The organism is Actinomyces haliotis (genome assembly GCF_015355765.1).
Classification (GTDB): Bacteria; Actinomycetota; Actinomycetes; order Actinomycetales; family Actinomycetaceae; genus Actinomyces; species Actinomyces haliotis.
The window spans coordinates 24,343-42,596 of record NZ_JACWNA010000018.1; the positions used below are offsets into that span (position 1 = coordinate 24,343).

The 18,254-nt window shown below is 72.8% G+C and carries 17 protein-coding genes; 8 read left to right on the plus strand and 9 right to left on the minus strand.

The annotated features are described in order from the left end of the window. The first annotated feature begins 114 nt into the window (after window positions 1-114). Together phoA and ffh are read left to right on the plus strand one after the other, a co-directional pair. On the plus strand, window positions 115-3,528 hold the full coding sequence (gene phoA, locus IXW69_RS08470; RefSeq protein WP_228525138.1) for an alkaline phosphatase: 3,414 nt from the start codon (window positions 115-117) through the stop codon (window positions 3,526-3,528). A gap of 342 nt (window positions 3,529-3,870) precedes the next feature. After that, window positions 3,871-5,589: a signal recognition particle protein gene (gene ffh / locus IXW69_RS08475; protein ID WP_194785911.1), complete on the plus strand. Its 1,719-nt coding sequence runs from the start codon at window positions 3,871-3,873 to the stop codon at window positions 5,587-5,589. A 130-nt stretch (window positions 5,590-5,719) separates the two neighbouring features. On the opposite strand, the gene IXW69_RS08480 is transcribed toward ffh, so the two are convergent. The 9 genes from IXW69_RS08480 to IXW69_RS08520 all read right to left on the minus strand — a co-directional run bounded on the left by IXW69_RS08480 (window position 5,720) and on the right by IXW69_RS08520 (window position 13,185). Then, the gene (locus IXW69_RS08480; protein ID WP_194785912.1) at window positions 5,720-6,445 is read right to left on the minus strand and encodes a CPBP family intramembrane glutamic endopeptidase; all 726 of its coding nucleotides are present in this window, start codon (window positions 6,443-6,445) and stop codon (window positions 5,720-5,722) included. 178 nt (window positions 6,446-6,623) lie between these two features. Then, the gene (locus tag IXW69_RS08485) at window positions 6,624-7,247 is read right to left on the minus strand and encodes a response regulator transcription factor (RefSeq protein ID WP_194785913.1); all 624 of its coding nucleotides are present in this window, start codon (window positions 7,245-7,247) and stop codon (window positions 6,624-6,626) included. After that, window positions 7,244-8,419, minus strand: a complete 1,176-nt coding sequence (locus tag IXW69_RS11705; RefSeq protein ID WP_323745246.1) for a sensor histidine kinase — start codon at window positions 8,417-8,419, stop codon at window positions 7,244-7,246. The genes IXW69_RS08485 and IXW69_RS11705 overlap by 4 nt, the downstream gene beginning before the upstream one ends. Beyond that, a complete protein-coding gene (locus tag IXW69_RS08495) occupies window positions 8,416-9,258 on the minus strand; it encodes an ABC transporter permease (protein ID WP_194785914.1) in 843 nt (280 codons plus the stop codon). The genes IXW69_RS11705 and IXW69_RS08495 overlap by 4 nt, the downstream gene beginning before the upstream one ends. A gap of 80 nt (window positions 9,259-9,338) precedes the next feature. Next, on the minus strand, window positions 9,339-10,262 hold the full coding sequence (locus IXW69_RS08500; RefSeq protein ID WP_194785915.1) for an ABC transporter ATP-binding protein: 924 nt from the start codon (window positions 10,260-10,262) through the stop codon (window positions 9,339-9,341). Window positions 10,263-10,471: 209 nt separating this feature from the next. After that, on the minus strand, window positions 10,472-11,176 hold the full coding sequence (locus IXW69_RS08505; RefSeq protein WP_194785916.1) for a hypothetical protein: 705 nt from the start codon (window positions 11,174-11,176) through the stop codon (window positions 10,472-10,474). Next, on the minus strand, window positions 11,173-11,934 hold the full coding sequence (locus IXW69_RS08510; RefSeq protein ID WP_194785917.1) for a hypothetical protein: 762 nt from the start codon (window positions 11,932-11,934) through the stop codon (window positions 11,173-11,175). The genes IXW69_RS08505 and IXW69_RS08510 overlap by 4 nt, the downstream gene beginning before the upstream one ends. A 1-nt stretch (window position 11,935) precedes the next feature. After that, on the minus strand, window positions 11,936-12,736 hold the full coding sequence (locus IXW69_RS08515; RefSeq protein ID WP_194785918.1) for an ATP-binding cassette domain-containing protein: 801 nt from the start codon (window positions 12,734-12,736) through the stop codon (window positions 11,936-11,938). After that, complete coding sequence (locus IXW69_RS08520) at window positions 12,733-13,185, minus strand: GntR family transcriptional regulator (RefSeq protein WP_194785919.1); 453 nt, start codon at window positions 13,183-13,185, stop codon at window positions 12,733-12,735. The genes IXW69_RS08515 and IXW69_RS08520 overlap by 4 nt, the downstream gene beginning before the upstream one ends. 305 nt (window positions 13,186-13,490) lie before the next feature. On the opposite strand from IXW69_RS08520, the gene rpsP reads away from it, so the two are divergent. The 6 genes from rpsP (at window position 13,491) to rplS (ending at window position 18,017) form a co-directional block, all read left to right on the plus strand. Then, a complete protein-coding gene (rpsP, locus tag IXW69_RS08525; RefSeq protein ID WP_194785920.1) occupies window positions 13,491-13,973 on the plus strand; it encodes a 30S ribosomal protein S16 in 483 nt (160 codons plus the stop codon). 2 nt (window positions 13,974-13,975) lie between these two features. Next, window positions 13,976-14,212, plus strand: a complete 237-nt coding sequence (locus tag IXW69_RS08530) for an RNA-binding protein (protein WP_003786440.1) — start codon at window positions 13,976-13,978, stop codon at window positions 14,210-14,212. Window positions 14,213-14,439: 227 nt separating this feature from the next. Then, window positions 14,440-15,018 (plus strand): ribosome maturation factor RimM, encoded by a 579-nt coding sequence (gene rimM / locus IXW69_RS08535; protein ID WP_194785921.1) that lies wholly within the window; start codon window positions 14,440-14,442, stop codon window positions 15,016-15,018. After that, window positions 15,019-16,518 (plus strand): tRNA (guanosine(37)-N1)-methyltransferase TrmD, encoded by a 1,500-nt coding sequence (gene trmD / locus IXW69_RS08540; RefSeq protein WP_194785922.1) that lies wholly within the window; start codon window positions 15,019-15,021, stop codon window positions 16,516-16,518. Continuing rightward, window positions 16,515-17,372, plus strand: coding sequence for a signal peptidase I (gene lepB / locus IXW69_RS08545; RefSeq protein ID WP_194785923.1), 858 nt, complete (start codon window positions 16,515-16,517; stop codon window positions 17,370-17,372). The genes trmD and lepB overlap by 4 nt, the downstream gene beginning before the upstream one ends. Before the next feature lie 294 nt (window positions 17,373-17,666). Beyond that, entirely contained in the window at window positions 17,667-18,017 is a 351-nt protein-coding gene (gene rplS, locus IXW69_RS08550; protein WP_194785924.1) for a 50S ribosomal protein L19, read from the plus strand. Window positions 18,018-18,254: the final 237 nt, after the last annotated feature.

Here is an 18,254-nt window from a genome sequence, read left to right on the forward strand (position 1 = left end):
ACCCCGGCGACACCGCTCGCACACCGGCTGCTCGGCCTCTGGACACCGCCGCCCTCTTTCATGGGGCGGGGCCACCCCGGCCCTCATCACCCAGCCCCGCGTGAAAGAACTCCCATGAAGCTCCCGCACGCCCTGCGCCTCCCGGCGCGGGTCGGCACCGCCATCGCCGCCGCAGGCGCCATGGCGATCCCGGCCCTCGCGCTGCCCGCCGCGTCAGCCGCCACCTCCACGACCCACGACACCAACGGCCCTGCCCACTGCGTCACGACGAGCGCGGACGGCACCCTCAACACCGACCCCGGTTCCTGCGCCCAGTACGGCACCGCCGGTCAGGGCCGCTCCAACGAGCACGCCAAGAACGTCATCCTCATCATCGGCGACGGCATGGGCCAGCAGGAGATCACCGCTGCCCGCAACTACGTCGAGGGCGCCGGCGGCCGCTTCGCCGGGCTCGACAACCTCACCTCGACCGGGCTCTACACGCACTACTCGATCAACAAGGACGGCTCAGTCAACGACGTCACCGACTCCGCCGCCTCCGGCACCGCCTGGGCCACCGGGACGAAGACCTACAACGGCGCCATTGGCGTCGACGTCGCCGGCAACCCTGAGGAGAACCTCATCGAGGTCGCCAAGAACGCCGGCCTGCGCACCGGAAACGTCTCCACCGCCGAGATCCAGGACGCCACCCCGGCCGTCCTCGGCGCCCACGCCTCGACGCGCTCCTGCTACGCGCCCTCGGGCAGCAAGTCCACCGGCTGCGACGCCGACCAGCGCGTCAACGGCGGCCTCGGCTCCATCGAGGAGCAGATCGTCGACACCCGCGCCGACGTCACCCTCGGCGGCGGCGCCCAGTACTTCGACGCCGCGGTCCAGGCCGACTCCGGCAACACCAACCCCTTCCTCACCGGCAGCGCCCTCTACGACACCCAGTGGAAGGCCGGAACGAGCGTCCTCGACAACGCCAAGGCCAACGGCTACCAGGTCGTCACCAACGCCTCCGAGCTCGACGCCGTCACCTCCGCCGACCAGGAGCACCCCGTCCTCGGCCTCTTCGCCTCCGGCAACATGACGCGCGCCTACGCGAAGAGCGAGGCCGTCCTCGGTGGCTCGACCGGCGCCCCCATCACCTGCCAGAAGAACGACGTCGGTGATGAGCCCGAGGCCGTCGCCATGACGAACAAGGCGATCTCCCTGCTCGACCAGCCCGCCTCCGACAAGGGCTTCTTCCTCCAGGTCGAGTCCGCCTCCATCGACAAGGCCGACCACGACGCCGACGCCTGCGGCCAGATCGGCGAGACCGAGCGCCTCGACCAGGTCGTCCAGGCGGCCGTCGACTTCGCCAAGGCCGACGGCAACACGATGGTCGTCGTCACCGCCGACCACTCCCACACGAGCCAGATCGTCTACGACGACACCGACCTCGTCGCCCCCTCCACGCGCCTGCTCACCAAGGACGGCGCGACCATGTCCCTCGCCTACGGCACGAGCACCGTCGACTCCACCGGCCACGTCACCGGCTCCCAGCAGCACACGGGCGCCCAGCTCCGCGTCGCCGCCTACGGCCCGGGCTCCGAGAACGTCATCGGTCAGACCGACCAGACGGACCTCCACTTCACCATCCGCAACGCCCTCGGGCTCGGTGTCAACGCCAACCCGAACGGCACGGACGACGGCCTCGCCGACCCGGTCGACACCGACGGCGTCAACGACACCTGCTACCTCGTCCAGGCCGACGGCACCGTCGCCTCCGCACCGGGCGCCTGCGCCCAGTACGGCAAGAGCGGCGAGCAGCGCTCCAGCGAGAAGGCGAAGAACGTCATCCTCTTCATCGGTGACGGCATGGGCGACTCCGAGATCACCTCGGCCCGCAACTACCTCTACGGCGCCGGCGGCGTCCTCCCGGGCCTCGACGCCCTCAAGTACACCGGCTCGTACACGCACTTCTCGCTGCAGAACGACCACGGCACGATCAAGCCGAACTACGTCACCGACTCCGCGGCCTCCGGCACCGCCTGGGCCACCGGGACCAAGACCTACAACGGCGCCATCGGCGTCGACCTCGCCGGCAACGCCCTGCCGAACCTCCTCGAGCTCGCCAAGGAGTCCGGCCTGCGGACCGGCAACGTGACGACCGCCGAGATCGAGGACGCGACCCCGGCCGTCGAGGGCGCTCACGTGAGCACCCGCTCGTGCTACTCGCCGTCGGGCTACAAGTCCGACTGCGTCTCCGACCAGCGCGTCAACGGCGGCCTCGGCTCCATCGCCGAGCAGCTCGTCGACACCCGCGCCGACGTCACCCTCGGTGGCGGCTCCAAGGCCTTCGACCAGACGGTCCAGGCCTCTGGCACCTACGCCGGCAGCGACGGCGACCACGTGTGGACCTCCGGCAGCTCGGTCCTCGACAACGCCAAGGCCCAGGGCTACCAGGTCGTCACGAACGCCTCCGAGCTCGACGCCGTCACCTCGGCCGACCAGGACGCCCCGGTCCTCGGCCTCTTCGCCTCCGGCAACATGCCGCGCAAGTTCCTGCGCACGACGCCGACCACCGACGGCGCCCTCCAGGACGCCCAGTCCTGCGAGCTCAACCCCGAGCGCACCAGCGCGACGCCCGACCTCGCCGCCATGACGACGAAGGCCATCGACCTCCTCGACCGCTCCGGCGCGGGCGACGACACCGGATTCTTCCTCCAGGTCGAGGGCGCCTCGATCGACAAGGCCGACCACGACGCCGATGCCTGCGGCCAGATCGGCGAGCTCGACGACCTCGACCAGGCCATCCAGGCCGCCCGCTCCTGGGTCGCCGAGTCGGGTGAGCCGACGCTCATCATCGCCACCGCCGACCACGCTCACACCTCGCAGATCACCGAGGACGACGTCCTGACCGCCGGCCTGACGACCAAGCTGCGCACCGCCGACGGCTCCGACATGGTCCTCAACTACGCCACCGCCTCCTCCAACGGCGACGAGGCCCTCGGCGGCCAGAACCACACCGGTGCCCAGCTCCGCATCGCGGCGGAGGGCCCCGGCGCCGAGAACGTCGTCGGCCAGACCGACCAGACGGACATGCACTACACGGTCGCCAACGCGCTCGGACTTGACACGACCCGCACGACGGTCGACAACGGCTTCACTCTGACCTCGATGGAGCCCACGGCCGAGCCGACCGACGGCGCGACGGCGACCCCGACGGCGACCGCCTCGGCTGAGCCGAGCCGGGAGCCCAGCACTGCGCCCAGCCCGACGCCGTCCGCCGCCCCGTCGACGACGCCGAGCCCCGCGGACTCAGTCACGCCGTCGGCCTCCGCCTCCTCGAGCCCGACCGCGACCGCCTCGCCGAGCGCGAGCCACCCCGGCAAGGGGCACGGCCACGGCCACGACGAGGGCCACGGAAAGGGGCACGGCAAGGGACACGGCCACGGCCCCGGTCATGGCCACGGCGACGGCGGCTGGTGGACCAGCGGCTGGACCTCCTGGTTCAGCCGGGCGATCACGGTCATCTGGCAGGCGATCGCCGTCCTGTGGTGACACGACGCCAGGGCGCCGCGTCCTGGGGCACAGACCCCGGAGCGCGGCGACCGGCGCCGCCCCACGCAAACCGAGGGGCCGTTGGCAGAGCGAGGGGACGACGTCCCCGCACTCTGCCGAGGAGCCCACGGTTTGCGGTGGGTGACTGGCCTCATCGCGAGGCGCCCACGTGAGGGCCCGCACGTCCCCGAGACGGGGAGGTGCGGGCCCTCACCGCTATCCTGGGACGAGCTGCGCTCGAACGGCACTCGCCGTCCCCGGGCCGGGGCGTCCGCCGGACGCCCGCACCACCCCTCGCAACCACAGCCCACCGGCGCCACGGCGCCCCAGGAAGGACACCGCGTGTTCGGCAACCTCTCCGACCGGCTCACCGCCTCGTTCAAGTCCCTGCGCGGCAAGGGCCGCCTCACGGACGCCGACATCGACGAGACCGTCTCCGAGATCCGCCGCGCCCTCCTCGAGGCCGACGTCGCCCTCCCGGTGGTCCGCTCCTTCACCGCCGCCGTGCGCGAGAAGGCCAAGGACGCGGCCCGCTCCCAGGCCCTCAACCCGGCCCAGCAGATCGTCAAGATCGTCAACGAGGAGCTCATCGAGATCCTCGGCGGCGAAACCCGCGAGCTCGCCTGGGCTGACCGCGGCCCCACCATCATCATGCTCGCCGGCCTCCAGGGCGCCGGCAAGACCACCCTCGCCGGCAAGCTCGGCCACTGGCTCAAGGAGGACGGCAAGCGCGTCCTCCTCGTCGCCTCCGACCTCCAGCGCCCCAACGCCGTCACCCAGCTGAGCGTCGTCGCCGAGCGCGCCGGCGTGGACGTCTGGGCGCCTGAGCCCGGCAACGGCGTCGGCGACCCGGTCCACGTCGCCTGGACCGGCGTCGAGCAGGCCCGCACCCACGGCTACGACGTCGTCGTCGTCGACACCGCTGGCCGCCTCGGCGTCGACGCCGAGATGATGGACCAGGCGATCCGCATCCGCGACGCCGTCCAGCCGAACGAGATCCTCTTCGTCCTGGACGCCATGGTCGGTCAGGACGCCGTCAACACCTCCGTCGCCTTCCGCGACGGCGTCGGCTTCACCGGCGTCGTCCTGTCCAAGCTCGACGGCGACGCCCGAGGCGGTGCCGCGCTGTCCGTGCGCGGCGTGACCGGCGCTCCGGTCCTCTTCTCCTCCACCGGTGAGGGCCTGGACGACTTCGAGCGTTTCCACGCCGACCGCATGGCGTCGCGCATCCTCGACATGGGTGACCTCCTCACCCTCATCGAGCAGGCAGAGCGCACCTTCGACCAGGCCGAGGCCGAGGACGCCGCGGCCAAGCTCGCCAAGGGCGAGTTCACGCTTGACGACTTCCTCACCCAGCTGCGGCAGATCCGCAAGATGGGCTCGATGAAGAAGCTCCTCGGCATGATGCCGGGCATGGGGCAGATGCGTGAGGCCCTGGAGACCTTCGACGAGCGCGAGGTCGACCGCGTCGAGGCGATCGTCTGCTCGATGACCCCGGCCGAGCGCAAGGACATCTCGATCCTCAACGGCTCACGCCGCCAGCGCATCGCGAAGGGCTCCGGCAACACCGTCCAGGCGGTCAACGAGCTCGTCGACCGCTTCGAGCAGGCCAAGAAGATGATGGAGGCCATGAGCGCCTCCGGCTTCGGCGCCGACGGCGCAGCCGCGGGCGTGCCCGGCATGGGGTCCCTCCCCGGTATGGGCAAGCGCGCCAAGGCACGGCAGGCCCCCAAGGCCAAGAAGGGCAAGGGCGGCAAGAAGGGCAAGTCCGGCAACCCGGCCAAGGCCGCCCGCCAGGCCAAGGAGGCCGCTGCTCGTCGTGAGCAGGAGGGTGCGGCCCTGCCCGCGGCGCCGGCCGCTCCGGTGGCCGGCTCCTCCTTCGGACTCGGCGGAGGCTCCCAGGCTCCCGCCCCGGCGTCGACCGGCGGCTACGGCATCATGCCGGGGCAGGGCGGCGGACAGGCCGCGCCGGCCACCGCGCAGGCCCAGGAGTCGGGCGACGACGTCGCGGACGCGATGAACGCCCTGCCCGAGGACCTGCGCCGCCGCCTGGGTCTCTGACGCGAGCGGCCCCTCGGGACCGCCGCATCCTCGGAAGATTCAGCGGGTTTGGCCTCAGTCAGCGCGATCTGCGCGCCGAACGAGGCCAGACCCGTTGATTCTCTGCGAGCGGGCGGGCGGACAGGAGGGCTCAGACGACCGCGGCGAGGACCGCGGACGAGGCCATGAGGTTGACCGACGAGTGCAGGGCGAGGGAGGCCCAGAGGCTCTCGTGGCGCACTCGTAGCCAGGCCAGGAGCAGCCCCATCGTCACGAGGTAGGGCAGGAGCAAAGGGAAACCGTGCGCGGCGGCGAAGACGAGCGCACTGACGACCACGGCCCACGCGGTGCCCCACCGACCGCGTGCCGCGCCGAGGACGAGCCCACGGAAGAGCGCCTCCTCCCACAGCGGGGTCAGGACCGCCGTCGCGAGGACGATGAGGACCGCACTCACGGGGCCGATCGCACCTGCGTCCTCTGCCAGCCCCGTACCGGAGCCGGGAGACTCACCGAGAACGGCGAGGGCGGTGCCCTGCACGGCAACCAGCGCGAGGATCGCGACGGGGAGCTCCCACAGCAGGTGCCACAGGGAGCGCGTGGGACGCCGGAAGCCGACCGCCTGCCACGACAGACCGTGGCGTGTGATGGCATGGCGCTCCGCCGCCAGCGCGAGGAGACCCTGGAGGGGAAGCGCGACGGCGAGCGATGTGAGCAGGTGGTCACGGACCGCCGGCACGGTGAGGCCGAGGACGAGTACGGCACCGAAGACGAGAAGCGTCTCGGCCAGGACGAGGAGCGCGGCGTGAACGGCAGCGCCACCGGTCACGGCGGACTGCGGCGTGCCTGATACGGGTTGAGGCGTAGAGGCGGACGTCATGGCCTCACGCTATCCAGCCGACGGGTGAGCGTCGTCGTCCGTGCGGAGGAGGTCGTCGCTCGGGGCGCGGTTCATCGACCGTGCTCAGCGGGTCTGGCCTCATTCAGCGCACTTTGCGCACCGAACGAGGCCAGACCCGCTGAATCCATGCGCGCTGGTGGACGCGAGCTGCCGGCCCTCAGAGCCAGCCGTTCGCCTCGGCGGCGACCGCGGCCTCGACGCGGTTGCGCGACTGCGTCTTGGCGATCGCGCTCGAGAGATAGTTGCGCACCGTCCCCTCGCCCAGGTGCAGCTCCGCGGCGATCCGCGGGGCGTCCAGGCCCCGTCGGGCGAGCCGCAGCACCTCGCGCTCGCGCTCGGTGAGCGGGTTGGGGCCGAGGATCACTGACTCCTGGGCGAGCGTCGGGTCGACGACCCGCAGCCCCGCGTGCACCTTCCTGATCGCCCCGGCGAGCTCGGCGGGCGGCGTGTCCTTGACGAGGAACCCGCTCGCCCCCGCCTCGAGGGCGCGCGAGAGGTAGCCGGGCCGTCCGAAGGTCGTGACGATGATGCTGCGGCAGCCTCCGGGCAGCGAGGCCAGCTCTCCAGCGGCCCACAGCCCGTCGCCGTCGGGCATCTCGATGTCGAGGAGGGCGACGTCGACGCCGGGCTGCGCCTGGCCGCGCACGCGCTCGACGGCCTCGCGGCCCGTCCCGACCTGGGCGACGACGTCGAGGTCCGGCTCAAGGTCGAGCAAGGTCGCCAGGGCGCCGCGCACGAGCGCCTGGTCGTCGGCGATGAGAAGACGGATCGGCACGCTCACAGCACGACCTCCAGCTGGGTTCCAGGACCCGCGGGACGGACGACGACGCCGTCGGGAGCGGGGCTGACGACTGTGAGCGTGCCGCCCGCGGCCTCGACGCGCTCGCGCAGACCGGTCAGGCCGTTGCCGGGAGCGGCCAGGCCGAGACCGGCTCCGTCGTCGGTGACGCGCAGCAGGCCCGGTCCCAGCTCGACGACGACGCTGCGCGCCCCGGCGTGGCGCAGCAGGTTCGTCGTCGCCTCCCGCAGCGCCCAGGACAGGAGCTCGCGCTGGGGCAGCGGCACGTCCCGGGCACGTCCCCGCACGGACAGGTCGATCTGCGCGGCGTCGCACGCGGTGCCGGTCGCCTCGACCTGCCCGGCGAGGTCCGGCGTGCGAAGTCGGGTCACGGTCGAGCGGACGTCGGCGAGGGCCGCACGCGAGAGCTCGACGATCTCGCCCAGCTCGGCCTCGGCGCGCCGCGGGTCGACGCCGACGAGCCGCTGGGCGACCTCGGTCTTGAGCGTGAGGACGGTGAGGGAGTGCCCGAGGATGTCGTGGACGTCGCGGCTGATCTCCTCACGCTCGCGGGCCGCGACGAGCTCGCGGTCCGCCGTGCGCCGCCTCTCGCTCACCTCAGCGCCGATCCTGCCAATGGCGATCGAGAGGCACGACATCGAGCAGCCCGCTGCCATCCAGACGGCCTCCACCGGGGCGCCCGCGAGGACCGGCAGGAGGACGGTGACGACGCACGCGGCCGCGACGAGCGCGATCCCGGTGGTCAGGGTCGTCGCGAAGAGGACGACGCCCGCGAGATAGGGCAGGTAGTAGGGCCCCCACCACGTGACGACAGGGAGGCAGACGGCGGCCAGGACGGTCAGACCGGCCAACGCCCCCGCCACCGGGCGGAGCTGCCGCCACAGGCTCGCGCCCACCGGGAGGTCCGCCCAGACGGGCTGGACTGACACGGTCCTCACGTACAGGACGGCGAAGGCGAGGATCGCGGCGCACACGCCGACCCTGACGGCGAGCGGGCCGTCCGCCTGGGCGACGTTGACCAGGGGGATCCCGAGGAAGAGCGCCCAGAAGGATGACTGCCAGTCGATGCCGTGCCACCGGCGGCCCGCTCCGGAGTCTGCCGTGTCGCGGGACTGGGCGTCACGCCCGGAGGGACACGACCTGGCGCCGCTCACGACCGCACCGTCGAGCGTCGGCGCGCCGCGGCGCACAGCAGCAGGAAGAGCGTCGTCCACCCCACCAGGTTAGCCAGGCCGTACCACAGCGGCTCGGAGACGGCGTCCGTCATCGAGCCGACGACGCCGTCGGTCAGGGGCCGCTGGGCCAGGACCGCCGGGCCGTACAGGGGAGTCCAGTGCGCGAGGGTGAACAGGACGCCGCTCAGCGGCATGAAGACGTTGCCGAGGAAGGCCATGATGCTGACCGAGGCGCTGGCGACCCCGACCGCGGTGTTCGAGGGCACCCAGAGCCCGGCGGCGAGGCCGAAGCAGGCGAAGGGCACGGCCGGCACGAGGCTGAGGACGAAGGACACTGCCCACCGTTCGGGCGAGTCGATCGTGGCCCCCGTCAGGGCACCCGCCGCGAAGATGAGGACGGCGGGGATGATCGAGATCGTGACCGCGGTGAGCAGCTTGGCCAGGACGTACGAGCGCAGACCGCCCGCGGTGAGCGCGACCTGGCGGCCCCAGCCGCCGGCCTGCTCGACCGCCGCGCTCGCGGCGATCGAGGTGGCGGCGATCGCGGCGGAGAAGACGGACATGTTGACCATGATCGCCGCGGTGACGTTCCCGTGGCCGACGGAGGTCGTCTGGAAGTCGCTCATCTTGCCGAAGAGGAGGTACATGCCCAGCGGCATGAGGATCGTGAAGAAGAGCGTGTCCGCGCGGCGCAGGGTCGCCAGGGTCTCGACGCGCCAGTAGGTCCAGGGGAGTCCGGGCCGACGGCGCGAGGCTCGGCTCGCGCCGGCTGCTGCGGTGGTGAGGACGGGGACGTTGGTGGCTGGGGTCGTGGTCATGGCGGGTGCTCCTGAGGGGCTGTACGTGGGCGGGGGAGTGCGAGAGGTCGTGGGACGGGCTCCGGCTGAGGGCTGAGTGCTCACTTCTCGCCGGAGGCGACGAGGCCCGAGAAGATGTCGTCGAGGCTCGGGGCGCTGATGCCCAGGTGGCGCGCGGGCGTGGTCGTGAGGAGGAGACGGGCGACGTCGTCGGGCGCCGTCGTGCGCAGCTCGACGTGCGCGCCGTGGACGGCCAGTCCGTTGACGCAGGATGACAGCGGCGCGAGCGCCGCGCGCACGGCGTCCTCGCCCGCGAGGCCGTCCCAGGTGGCCGTCACCGTGCTCGTGGTCTCCATCGCGCGCAGCTCGTCGATCGTGCCGTCGGCGACGAGCCGGCCGTGGTCGATGATGACGATCCGGTCGGCGAAGTCGGCGGCCTCCTGCAGGTAGTGGGTCGCGAAGACGAGGGCGCGCTCGCGGTCGTGGGCGAGCTCGCGCATGGTTGCCCAGAAGCCGGCACGGGCCGTGACGTCCATGCCGGTGGTCGGCTCGTCGAGCACGAGCAGCTCGGGGTCCGGCAGGAGCGCGAGGGCGAGGCGCAGGCGCTGCCGCTCGCCGCCCGACAGGCGCGAGACGCGGCGCCGGAGCAGAGGACGCAGACGCGTCCGCTCGACGACGTCGTCGACGTCGGGCTCGACGGCCTGGAGGGAGGCGACGACGTTGAGCGTATCCCCGACGGTGTATCCGGGCAGGAGGCCACCGTCCTGGAGGACGGCGGAGACCCGTGAGGCGGCGACGGCCTCGGCGGGCGCCTCGCCGAGCACGCGGACGGTGCCGGAGGTGGGGCGGGTGAAGCCGAGGACGGTGTCGAGGGTGGTGGACTTCCCGGCGCCGTTCGGCCCGAGGAAGGCGACGACCTCGCCGCGGCGGACGGTCAGGCTGAGGCCGTCGACGGCGCGGACGGCCCCGAAGGTCTTGGTGAGGTCCTGGATCTCGACGGCGGGGGAGGCGGGCTGCGCGTTCATGACACGAGCGTCGCCCGGGGTGCCTCGGCCGGGTACTGGGCAGTGTCACCGCCTCGGCATGACAGGTGTCATCCGGTGCGCTTCGGCTGCGCCGAGAACTCAGCGGGTCTGGCCTCAACCAGCGCACTTCTCGGGCTGAATAGGGCCAGGACCGCTGAATGTTGGTGGACCGGCTGCGCAGGTGGGCGGCCGGCTGCCCATGATCGCCGTCAGCGCTCCGGCTCCCATCGGCGGACCGCCAGCACGGCGAGGAGGACGACGGACACGGTGAGCGCCAGGCCCTGCGCCGGCCTCGTGGCGTCCTCGAGCCACGGGCGGAGCACCAGCCAGGGCCCGGCGTCGGGGACGAGCGCGTCGAGGAGGGCCCAGGCGACGAGCGCGACGAACCATGCGCGCGGCCACCCCCAGAGCTCCGCGGCGACGGCCAGGAGGATCCCCGTCCACAGCAGCCCGGTCCCCGCGCTCACGACCCAGGCGAGGAGACCGAGCAGACTCTCGACCGTGTACACCTCGTGCCCGGGGACCACGTGGAACAACGCGATCCCGGTGGCCCCGACGATGGTATCGAGAGCGAGGAGGAAGCCGGTGACGAGCGCACCAGTGAGAAGCGTGGTGGTGCGGTCCGCGCCGGCGAGGACCGCGGCCCGCAGCTGACGCCAGACCCAGAGCCCGAGGAACAGGCTCGCGGCGAGGCAGACAACGACGCCCACGGGGGCGAGGACGAGAGCGTGCCGCAGGTCCTGGGTGACGAGCCCGCTGACGACGATGATGAGCGCGAGCATCGCGACAGGGACGAGGACGCCGAACGCGGCCGGCAGAAGCATCGCTCGAGCCAGACGGGCGGCCGTCCCGGCCGAAGCCGCGCCGGGGCGGGCGGTCACGCGGCGCCCGGAGCGTTCGATGGGCGCGCTCATCCCCGCGGCTCCCAGCGTGCGAGGAGCCAGGTGAGCGCGCCCGGCCCGACGAGCAGCGCCCACCCGAGGTGCGCGAGCCCGGTGCCGGTCGGGATCGTGAGCAGCTCGGCGCTCGGGAGGAACCACTGGAGGATCCCGAGAACGCCCTGGTCACCGAGGACGCTGGGCGTGCCCACGATGAGCGCGACGAGGAGCGCCGCGGTGCCCCACGTGAGACGTCCGCGCCAGACGGCCCGGCCGAGCATGCCCAGGACGTCCACCGCGAGGCAGGTGACGGCGTAGTCGAGAAGCAGGCCGACGGCACCACCGGGTGCGGAGACGACGACGCCCGGCGTCCGGGCGAAGGCCATCGCGAGGATGATCCCGGCGGGCAGCTGCAGGACCACGAGCAGCCCGAGGACTCCGAGGGCTGCGAGCCGGACCACCCGCCGCGAGGCTCCGGCGTCGATGGCGCCGCGCAGGATCCCCCAGCACCCCACGGACCGCACGAGGCCGAGGAGCACCGTCACCGCGGCAAGGATGCCGACGTACGAGAGCATCGGGGAGATGGGGCTGAGAGCGACCGTCCGGCCCGACATGACCCGGACGAGCAGGTATCCCGCGACGAGCAGGACGCCCAGGACCTGCACACCGAGCACCATCCAGGCGCTCGTCGGCGCGATGAGGCGCACGAGTGAGCCCGCTGCGGCCAGCCGGCCGGTACCGGGACGTGAGCCCGCGCGAGCGCGGGCGGGCTGGCGACGCGGGAGGACACGCATCTCAGGCTCCCTTCGCTGAGTAGTGCTCGAGGACGTCGGTGAGGTCTGCCAGTGGCGCCCCCGGTGGCGTGCAGGCGGCCCGGAGGTCGTCCGCGGAGCCGGCGGCGGTGACGGTGCCGGTCGCGAGCACGACGACGTCCTCGAGAAGGTCCTCGATCTCCGCGACCTCGTGCGCCGCGATGACGATCGTCGCCCGCTCGGCGACGTACTGCTCGAGCAGCGCGTCCCAGAAGCGGCGTCGGACGACGGCGTCCATCCCCAGGTGCACCTCGTCCAGGAGCAGCACGGGGGAGTGCGAGGCGAGCGCGAAGGCCGCGTCGACGGCGGAGCGCTGCCCCTGGGAGAGCCGGCGCGGGACGCAGTCAACGTCGACCTCGAAGCTGTCGAGGTAACGGGCCAGGTCCGTGGAGGACCACAAGGGCCTGGTCGTGCGCCACAGCTCGACTGAATCGGTGAGGCGGTTGTTCTCGAGCAGCGCGCGCCGCGTTCCGAGCAGCGTCACGGCCGCTCGTGGCCCGGGCGCGTCCCAGACCGGCTCGCCGTCGAGCAGGATCTCGCCGGTCCTCGGACGGCGCAGACCCGCGAGCAGGTCGAGGAGGGTGGACTTGCCGGCGCCGTTTCGGCCGAGCAGGCCGGTGACGGTCCCAGACCTCAGGGTGAGGTCGACGTCGTGGAGCTCCCAGGCGTGCGCGCTCCCGGGTAGGCGTCGGCGGTGGCGGTAGCCGAGGCCGCGCGTCGTCAGCGTCGGGCCCGTGCTGACGCCGTCGTGGAGCCGGGACGGGTCGAAGAGGGTCGTGCTCATGGCTGCTCCTTCAGGGGGTGAGGCGTCGCAGGGATGGCGGGGGAGCCGGAGTCCGGGGAACCGGACGGGCCAGTGCGCCGTCGGTGGCTCAGGTGCGCGGCGACCGCGGCCAGGAGGGCGTCGTCGTCGAGCCCGAGCGCGCGGCCGGCGTCGAGCGCGGGGCCGAGGACGTCGTCGGCGTAGGTGGCGCGGCGCGCGGCGACGAGGCGCTTGCGGGCGCCGTCGGCGACGAACATCCCGATGCCGCGCCGCTTGACGACGAGGCCCTCGTCGACGAGCTGCGTGATGGCCTTGTTGGCGGTGGCGGGGTTGATCCGGTAGCGGGTCGCGTACTCGGTGGTCGAGGTGAGGCGGTCGCCGTCCGTGAGGGCGCCGGTGACGATCTGGGTGCGGACCTCGTCGGCGATCTGGAGGTAGATCGGGGTCGCGTCGTCGAAGCTGCGCGCCATGACCGCCACCTCCTCGTGCGTCGTGTGCCGTCTGCCGGCGCGGTTAGTTACTCAACTAATGAACCACTGGACCTCCAGGCCGTCAAGCCCTTCCTGTGAGGCATCTCGCGACCTCCGCGCCGTCACTGACCCGTCATCCGGTGGTCAGCCCCGTGGGCCGTCTGGCAGAATCGGCTGCTGTACTCGGACGAGCGAGGGTCCCTCTCCCCGACCCCGTCCCAGTCTCGGCACCCGCCGGACACCGTTGCTTGACCCCACCGGGGGCCGGCGCGCGCCAAACCATCCAGAACCAGGAGTTCAACCAAGTGGCAGTCAAGATTCGCCTCAAGCGCATCGGCAAGAAGTTCGCTCCCTTCTACCGCGTCGTCGTCCTCGACGGCCGCAAGAAGCGCGACGGCCGTGTCATCGAGGAGATCGGCGTCTACGACCCGATGCAGGAGCCCTCGCTCATCCGCATCGACTCGGAGCGCGTGAAGTACTGGCTCGGAGTCGGCGCCCAGCCCTCCGACACGGTCTTCAACCTGCTCAAGATCACCGGCGACTACCAGTCCTTCAAGGGCATCAAGGGCGCCGAGGGCACTCAGAAGTTCCGCGACCCCGAGGCCGAGGCCGCCGCCAAGGCCGACCGCATCAAGGCCCTCGCCGACGACGCTGAGAAGCGCAAGGCGGACGCCGCCGAGGAGAAGGCCAAGGCTGAGAAGGAGGCCGCTGAGGCCGCCGCCGAGGCCAAGGCCGCTGAGGAGGTTGCTTCTGACGAGGCTGCCGAGGCTCCGGCCGAGGAGGCCTGATCATGCTGGCCGACGCTCTCGAGCACCTCGTGCGGGGCATCGTCGACAACCCCGACGACGTCACCGTCACCTCCCGGTCGCTGCGCCGCGGCGACCTGCTCGAGGTTCGGGTCAACCCCGAGGACCTCGGTCGCGTCATCGGTCGCTCCGGCCGCACCGCCCGCGCCCTGCGCACGGTCGTCGGAGCCCTCGCCGACTCCCCGGTCCGCGTCGACGTCGTCGACACCGACCGCCGGTGAGCACCAGCTGATCGCCAGATCGCAGCAGTCATCCGACTGAGCCGTCGCCCGGCTTCCCGCCACGGGGAGCCGGGCGACGCGCGTTCCCGAGACCGGACGGCGCCGTCCAGCGTCCTACGTCGTGAAGTCAGCCGGCACCAAGGCTCGCACCCCCGCGGCGCGCGGTGCGAGGAACGGCTCACTGTCGCGCCCCGGGCGCTCCCAGGTCCCGACGGTAGGTTGACACCGTGCTCCTCACCGTCGCCGTCATCGGCCCCGCTCACGCCCTCAAGGGCGAGGTCCGCCTCGAGATCCGCACCGACGACCCTGACGGGCGCCTCGCTCCCGGCGTCGTCCTGCCGACTGAGCCCGCCGAGCGCGGTCCCCTCACCGTCTCCCGCCTCCGATTCGACGGTCAACGCTGGTTCGCGGCCTTCGAGGAGGCTCCCGACCGGACCGCCGCCGAGGCCCTGCGCGGTACCGCCCTCCTCGTCGACACCGACTCCGAGGACGCCGACGACGAGGACGACGAGTCCTGGTACCTCCACGAGCTCGTCGGGCTCACCGCCGTCCTCGCTGGCTCCGACGGTGCGGGCGCTGGTGACAGTGACGACGCCGCTTCCCGCACCGTCCTCGGTGAGGTCGTCGACCTCGAGGAGGGCGTCGCCCAGGACCGCCTCGTGATCCGCACCCCCGACGGCGAGGAGGTCGCCGCGCCCTTCGTCGAGGAGATCGTCCCCCAAATCGACCCCGAGGCCGGCACCGTCCTCATCGACCCGCCCGGCGGGCTCTTCCCCGGTCTCGGCGAGGCCGAGGAGGTGCACTGAGTGACCGCCCCCGAGAACCGCTCCGACGCCCGAACCGAGGCGCTCCGCCTCGACGTCGTCACCATCTTCCCGGACTACCTGCGCGTCCTCGACCTCTCCCTCATCGGGAAGGCCAGCAACGCCGGCCTCATCGACCTGCGCGTCCACGACCTGCGCGACTGGACCCACGACCGCCACCGCACCGTCGACGACACCCCGCTCGGCGGGGGAGCGGGCATGGTCATGAAGCCCGATGTCTGGGGCGAGGCCCTCGACGAGGTCCTCGGTCTGCCCGCCGACGCCGCGGAGGCCCGCGCCGACCTCGCCGCGCGGGGAAGCCGCCCCGTCCTCATCGTCCCCACCCCCTCCGGGCAGGTCTTCACCCAGCGCGTCGCCGAGCGCCTCGCCGGCGCCTCCCAGATCGCCTTCGCCTGCGGCCGCTACGAGGGCATCGACGACCGCGTCGCCCGCCACTACCGCGACGCCGGCGTCGAGGTGCTCGAGCTGTCCATCGGCGACTACGTCCTCAACGGCGGCGAGGTCGCCTCCCTCGTCATGATCGAGGCCATCGCCCGCCTGCGCCCCGGCGTCCTCGGCAACCCCGCGTCCGTCGTCGAGGAGTCGCACTCGGCTGCGGGCCTCCTCGAGCACCCCGCCTACACCCGGCCCATCGCCTGGCGCGGCCTCGACGTCACCGAGCTCGCCCCCGGGCTCACGGGCGGGGACCACGGCGCCGTCGCCCGCGCCCGTCGCGACGAGGCCATCGCCCGCACCGCCGCGCGCCGCTCGGACATGATCGAGGCCCTCGCCCCCGCCGGCCTCGACGCCGCGGACCGCGCCGCCCTCGCGCGCAACGGCTGGGCCCTGCCCGCCGGCGCCGACCGGCCCGTCGAGCTCGTCCTGCGCCCGGCGCTCCCGGACGACGCTGCCGCGCTGGCGGCTCTGGCCGCACGCACCTTCCCCGACGCCTGCCCTCCCTTCCTCGCACCCGAGCAGATCGCCGCCCACGTCGCCGCCAACCTCACCCCCGAGCGCTTCGCCGCGTGGATCGCCGACCCCCGCGTCGTCGTCACCGTCGCCGAGCTGCCGGCCGGCCTGCCCACCGCGCAGGAGGGCGACGCCGTCGCCGCCGGTGAGCTCGTCGGCTACAGCGCGGTCATCGCGCAGCTCCCCGACGCCGAGGGCGCCCTGCCCGTCGGCCTCGACGAGCGCCCCGACGCCGTCGACGTCCCGGCCGGGCCCGACGGCGCCGGCGGCCTCGCCGCCGAGCTGTCCAAGGTCTACGTCGACGCCCGGCTGCGCGGATCGGGCCTCACCGCCGCCCTCCTCGCCGAGGCCGCCTGCGACGCCGACAGCCTCGGGGTGACCGCCCTGTGGCTCGGCACCCACGAGGGCAACAAGCGCGCCCAGAAGGCCTACCGCCGCGCGGGCTTCCGCAAGACCGGGACCCGGACCTACGACGTCGGCGGCAGGCGCTGCCGCGACGTCGTCATGGTCATCGACCCGAGGGAGCAGCGATGAGCGCCAGTCAGGAACGCACCGCCGGCGCCCGCGGCGGCGCGGAGGAGTCCGGCGGTCGCCACGGCCTGCGCCTGCTCGGGGTCGTCGTCACCGTCCTCGTCCTCATGGCCCTGGTGAGGACCTTCGTCGTCCAGACCTACGTCATCCCCTCGGGCTCCATGGAGGACACCCTCCTCAAGGGTGACCGCGCCGCCGTCACCATGTACGACTCGACCGACATCACCCGAGGCGACGTCATCGTGTTCCGCGATCCCGACAGCTGGCTCTCCGTCACCGACCCCACCGGCTGGCGCGGTGCCCTCCAGGACGTGCTCATCGCCATCCGGATCCTCCCGGAGGACGCCGGGCACCACCTCATCAAGCGCGTCATCGGCGTGCCCGGGGACCACGTCGTCTCCGACGGCCGCGGCTCACTCACGGTCAACGGCGTCGCGCTCAAGGAGACCTACGTCAAGGCCGGCCGCTCCGCCTCGGACATCCCCTTCGACGTCACCGTCCCCGACGGCTGCGTGTGGGTCATGGGCGACAACCGCTCCAACTCGGCCGACTCCCGCTACCACCAGAGCGACAGCCACGGCGGCGCCGTGCCCCTGAGCGACGTCGTCGGCGTCGCCAAGGAGATCGTCTGGCCCGTCAGCAGGATCTCCGGCCTCGAGTCCGGGGAGTCCGCCTTCGCCGACGTCCCGAGCGCCTCGGCGACGGCGTCGGGCGCCTCCGGCACGGCGCCGACGGCCACGGCGGCCACGACCGCCGCGACCCTCGCGGGCGCCCCCGCCACCGGGCTCCGACCGCGCACGGTCGACGCCGCCGTCGCCCTCCCCGAGGGACTGCGCCGCCTCTCGCCGGCAGCCTGAGCGGCCGATCGACGCTCCGGGCGCGGGCCGGGACCGCTCGCGGAGACCGGGGTGAGGCGTGAGGCGTGAGGTCGCACACTCCTGCGCCGCCGCCGTGAGCGCCGCCGTCGTGCTGTGGCAAACTGGTGCGGCCCACGGGCCTCGGACCGCCACTGCCACTGGGGAGGCGGTCCATCCGACGGATCCGCGGGCGGCATGACCCGGCGCAGCCTCCGCCCCCACGCCCCGGCGCGGACGGGCGCGGCGCCGCTGACCCAAGCGCTCCTGACCAGTGGCAGCTGCGTGGAGAGAACAATGAGCAACCTGATCGACGAGATCAACGCCGCGTCCCTGCGCGACGACGTCCCGGCCTTCCGCCCCGGCGACACCCTCAAGGTCCACGTCCGCGTGGTCGAGGGCAACCGCGAGCGCGTCCAGGTCTTCCAGGGCGTCGTCATCGCCCGCCAGGGCGCCGGCCTGTCCGAGACCTTCACGGTCCGCAAGATCTCCTTCGGCGTCGGTGTCGAGCGCACCTTCCCGGTCCACACGCCCACGATCGAGAAGATCGAGGTCGTCACCCGCGGTGACGTGCGTCGCGCCAAGCTGTACTACCTGCGTGACCTGCGCGGCAAGGCCGCCAAGATCAAGGAGCGTCGCGAGGTCTGAGCACCTCACGGTCTCAGGTCGTCCCCGCTGGGACGGCCGCCTCGACGCCTCGACGTCACTCCACGGCGCTCGGGACCCCGGTGGTCCCGAGCGCCGTCGCGCACCCTGAGGGAGCGGGGGAGGGCACGATGTCCGCCCTCCGCTGTCAAGAGCCCGACCCGGTGAGGCGCACCGCGCGGACACGTCGGGCCGGGCGCGCCCACGACGGGTACTGTCTCCAGCGACGGAGAGGGGGAG

What these genes read in the sequence shown, in the direction of transcription:
- IXW69_RS08515 (WP_194785918.1), bottom strand. Translation starts at nt 12,736, where the DNA reads ATGAGCACGACCCTCTTCGACCCGTCCCGGCTCCACGACGGCGTCAGC.
- IXW69_RS08510 (WP_194785917.1), bottom strand. Translation starts at nt 11,934, where the DNA reads ATGCGTGTCCTCCCGCGTCGCCAGCCCGCCCGCGCTCGCGCGGGCTCA.
- IXW69_RS08520 (WP_194785919.1), bottom strand. Translation starts at nt 13,185, where the DNA reads ATGGCGCGCAGCTTCGACGACGCGACCCCGATCTACCTCCAGATCGCC.
- rplS (WP_194785924.1), top strand. Translation starts at nt 17,667, where the DNA reads ATGAGCAACCTGATCGACGAGATCAACGCCGCGTCCCTGCGCGACGAC.
- IXW69_RS08500 (WP_194785915.1), bottom strand. Translation starts at nt 10,262, where the DNA reads ATGAACGCGCAGCCCGCCTCCCCCGCCGTCGAGATCCAGGACCTCACC.
- IXW69_RS08480 (WP_194785912.1), bottom strand. Translation starts at nt 6,445, where the DNA reads ATGACGTCCGCCTCTACGCCTCAACCCGTATCAGGCACGCCGCAGTCC.
- IXW69_RS08505 (WP_194785916.1), bottom strand. Translation starts at nt 11,176, where the DNA reads ATGAGCGCGCCCATCGAACGCTCCGGGCGCCGCGTGACCGCCCGCCCC.
- IXW69_RS08495 (WP_194785914.1), bottom strand. Translation starts at nt 9,258, where the DNA reads ATGACCACGACCCCAGCCACCAACGTCCCCGTCCTCACCACCGCAGCA.
- IXW69_RS08530 (WP_003786440.1), top strand. Translation starts at nt 13,976, where the DNA reads ATGCTGGCCGACGCTCTCGAGCACCTCGTGCGGGGCATCGTCGACAAC.
- phoA (WP_228525138.1), top strand. Translation starts at nt 115, where the DNA reads ATGAAGCTCCCGCACGCCCTGCGCCTCCCGGCGCGGGTCGGCACCGCC.
- lepB (WP_194785923.1), top strand. Translation starts at nt 16,515, where the DNA reads ATGAGCGCCAGTCAGGAACGCACCGCCGGCGCCCGCGGCGGCGCGGAG.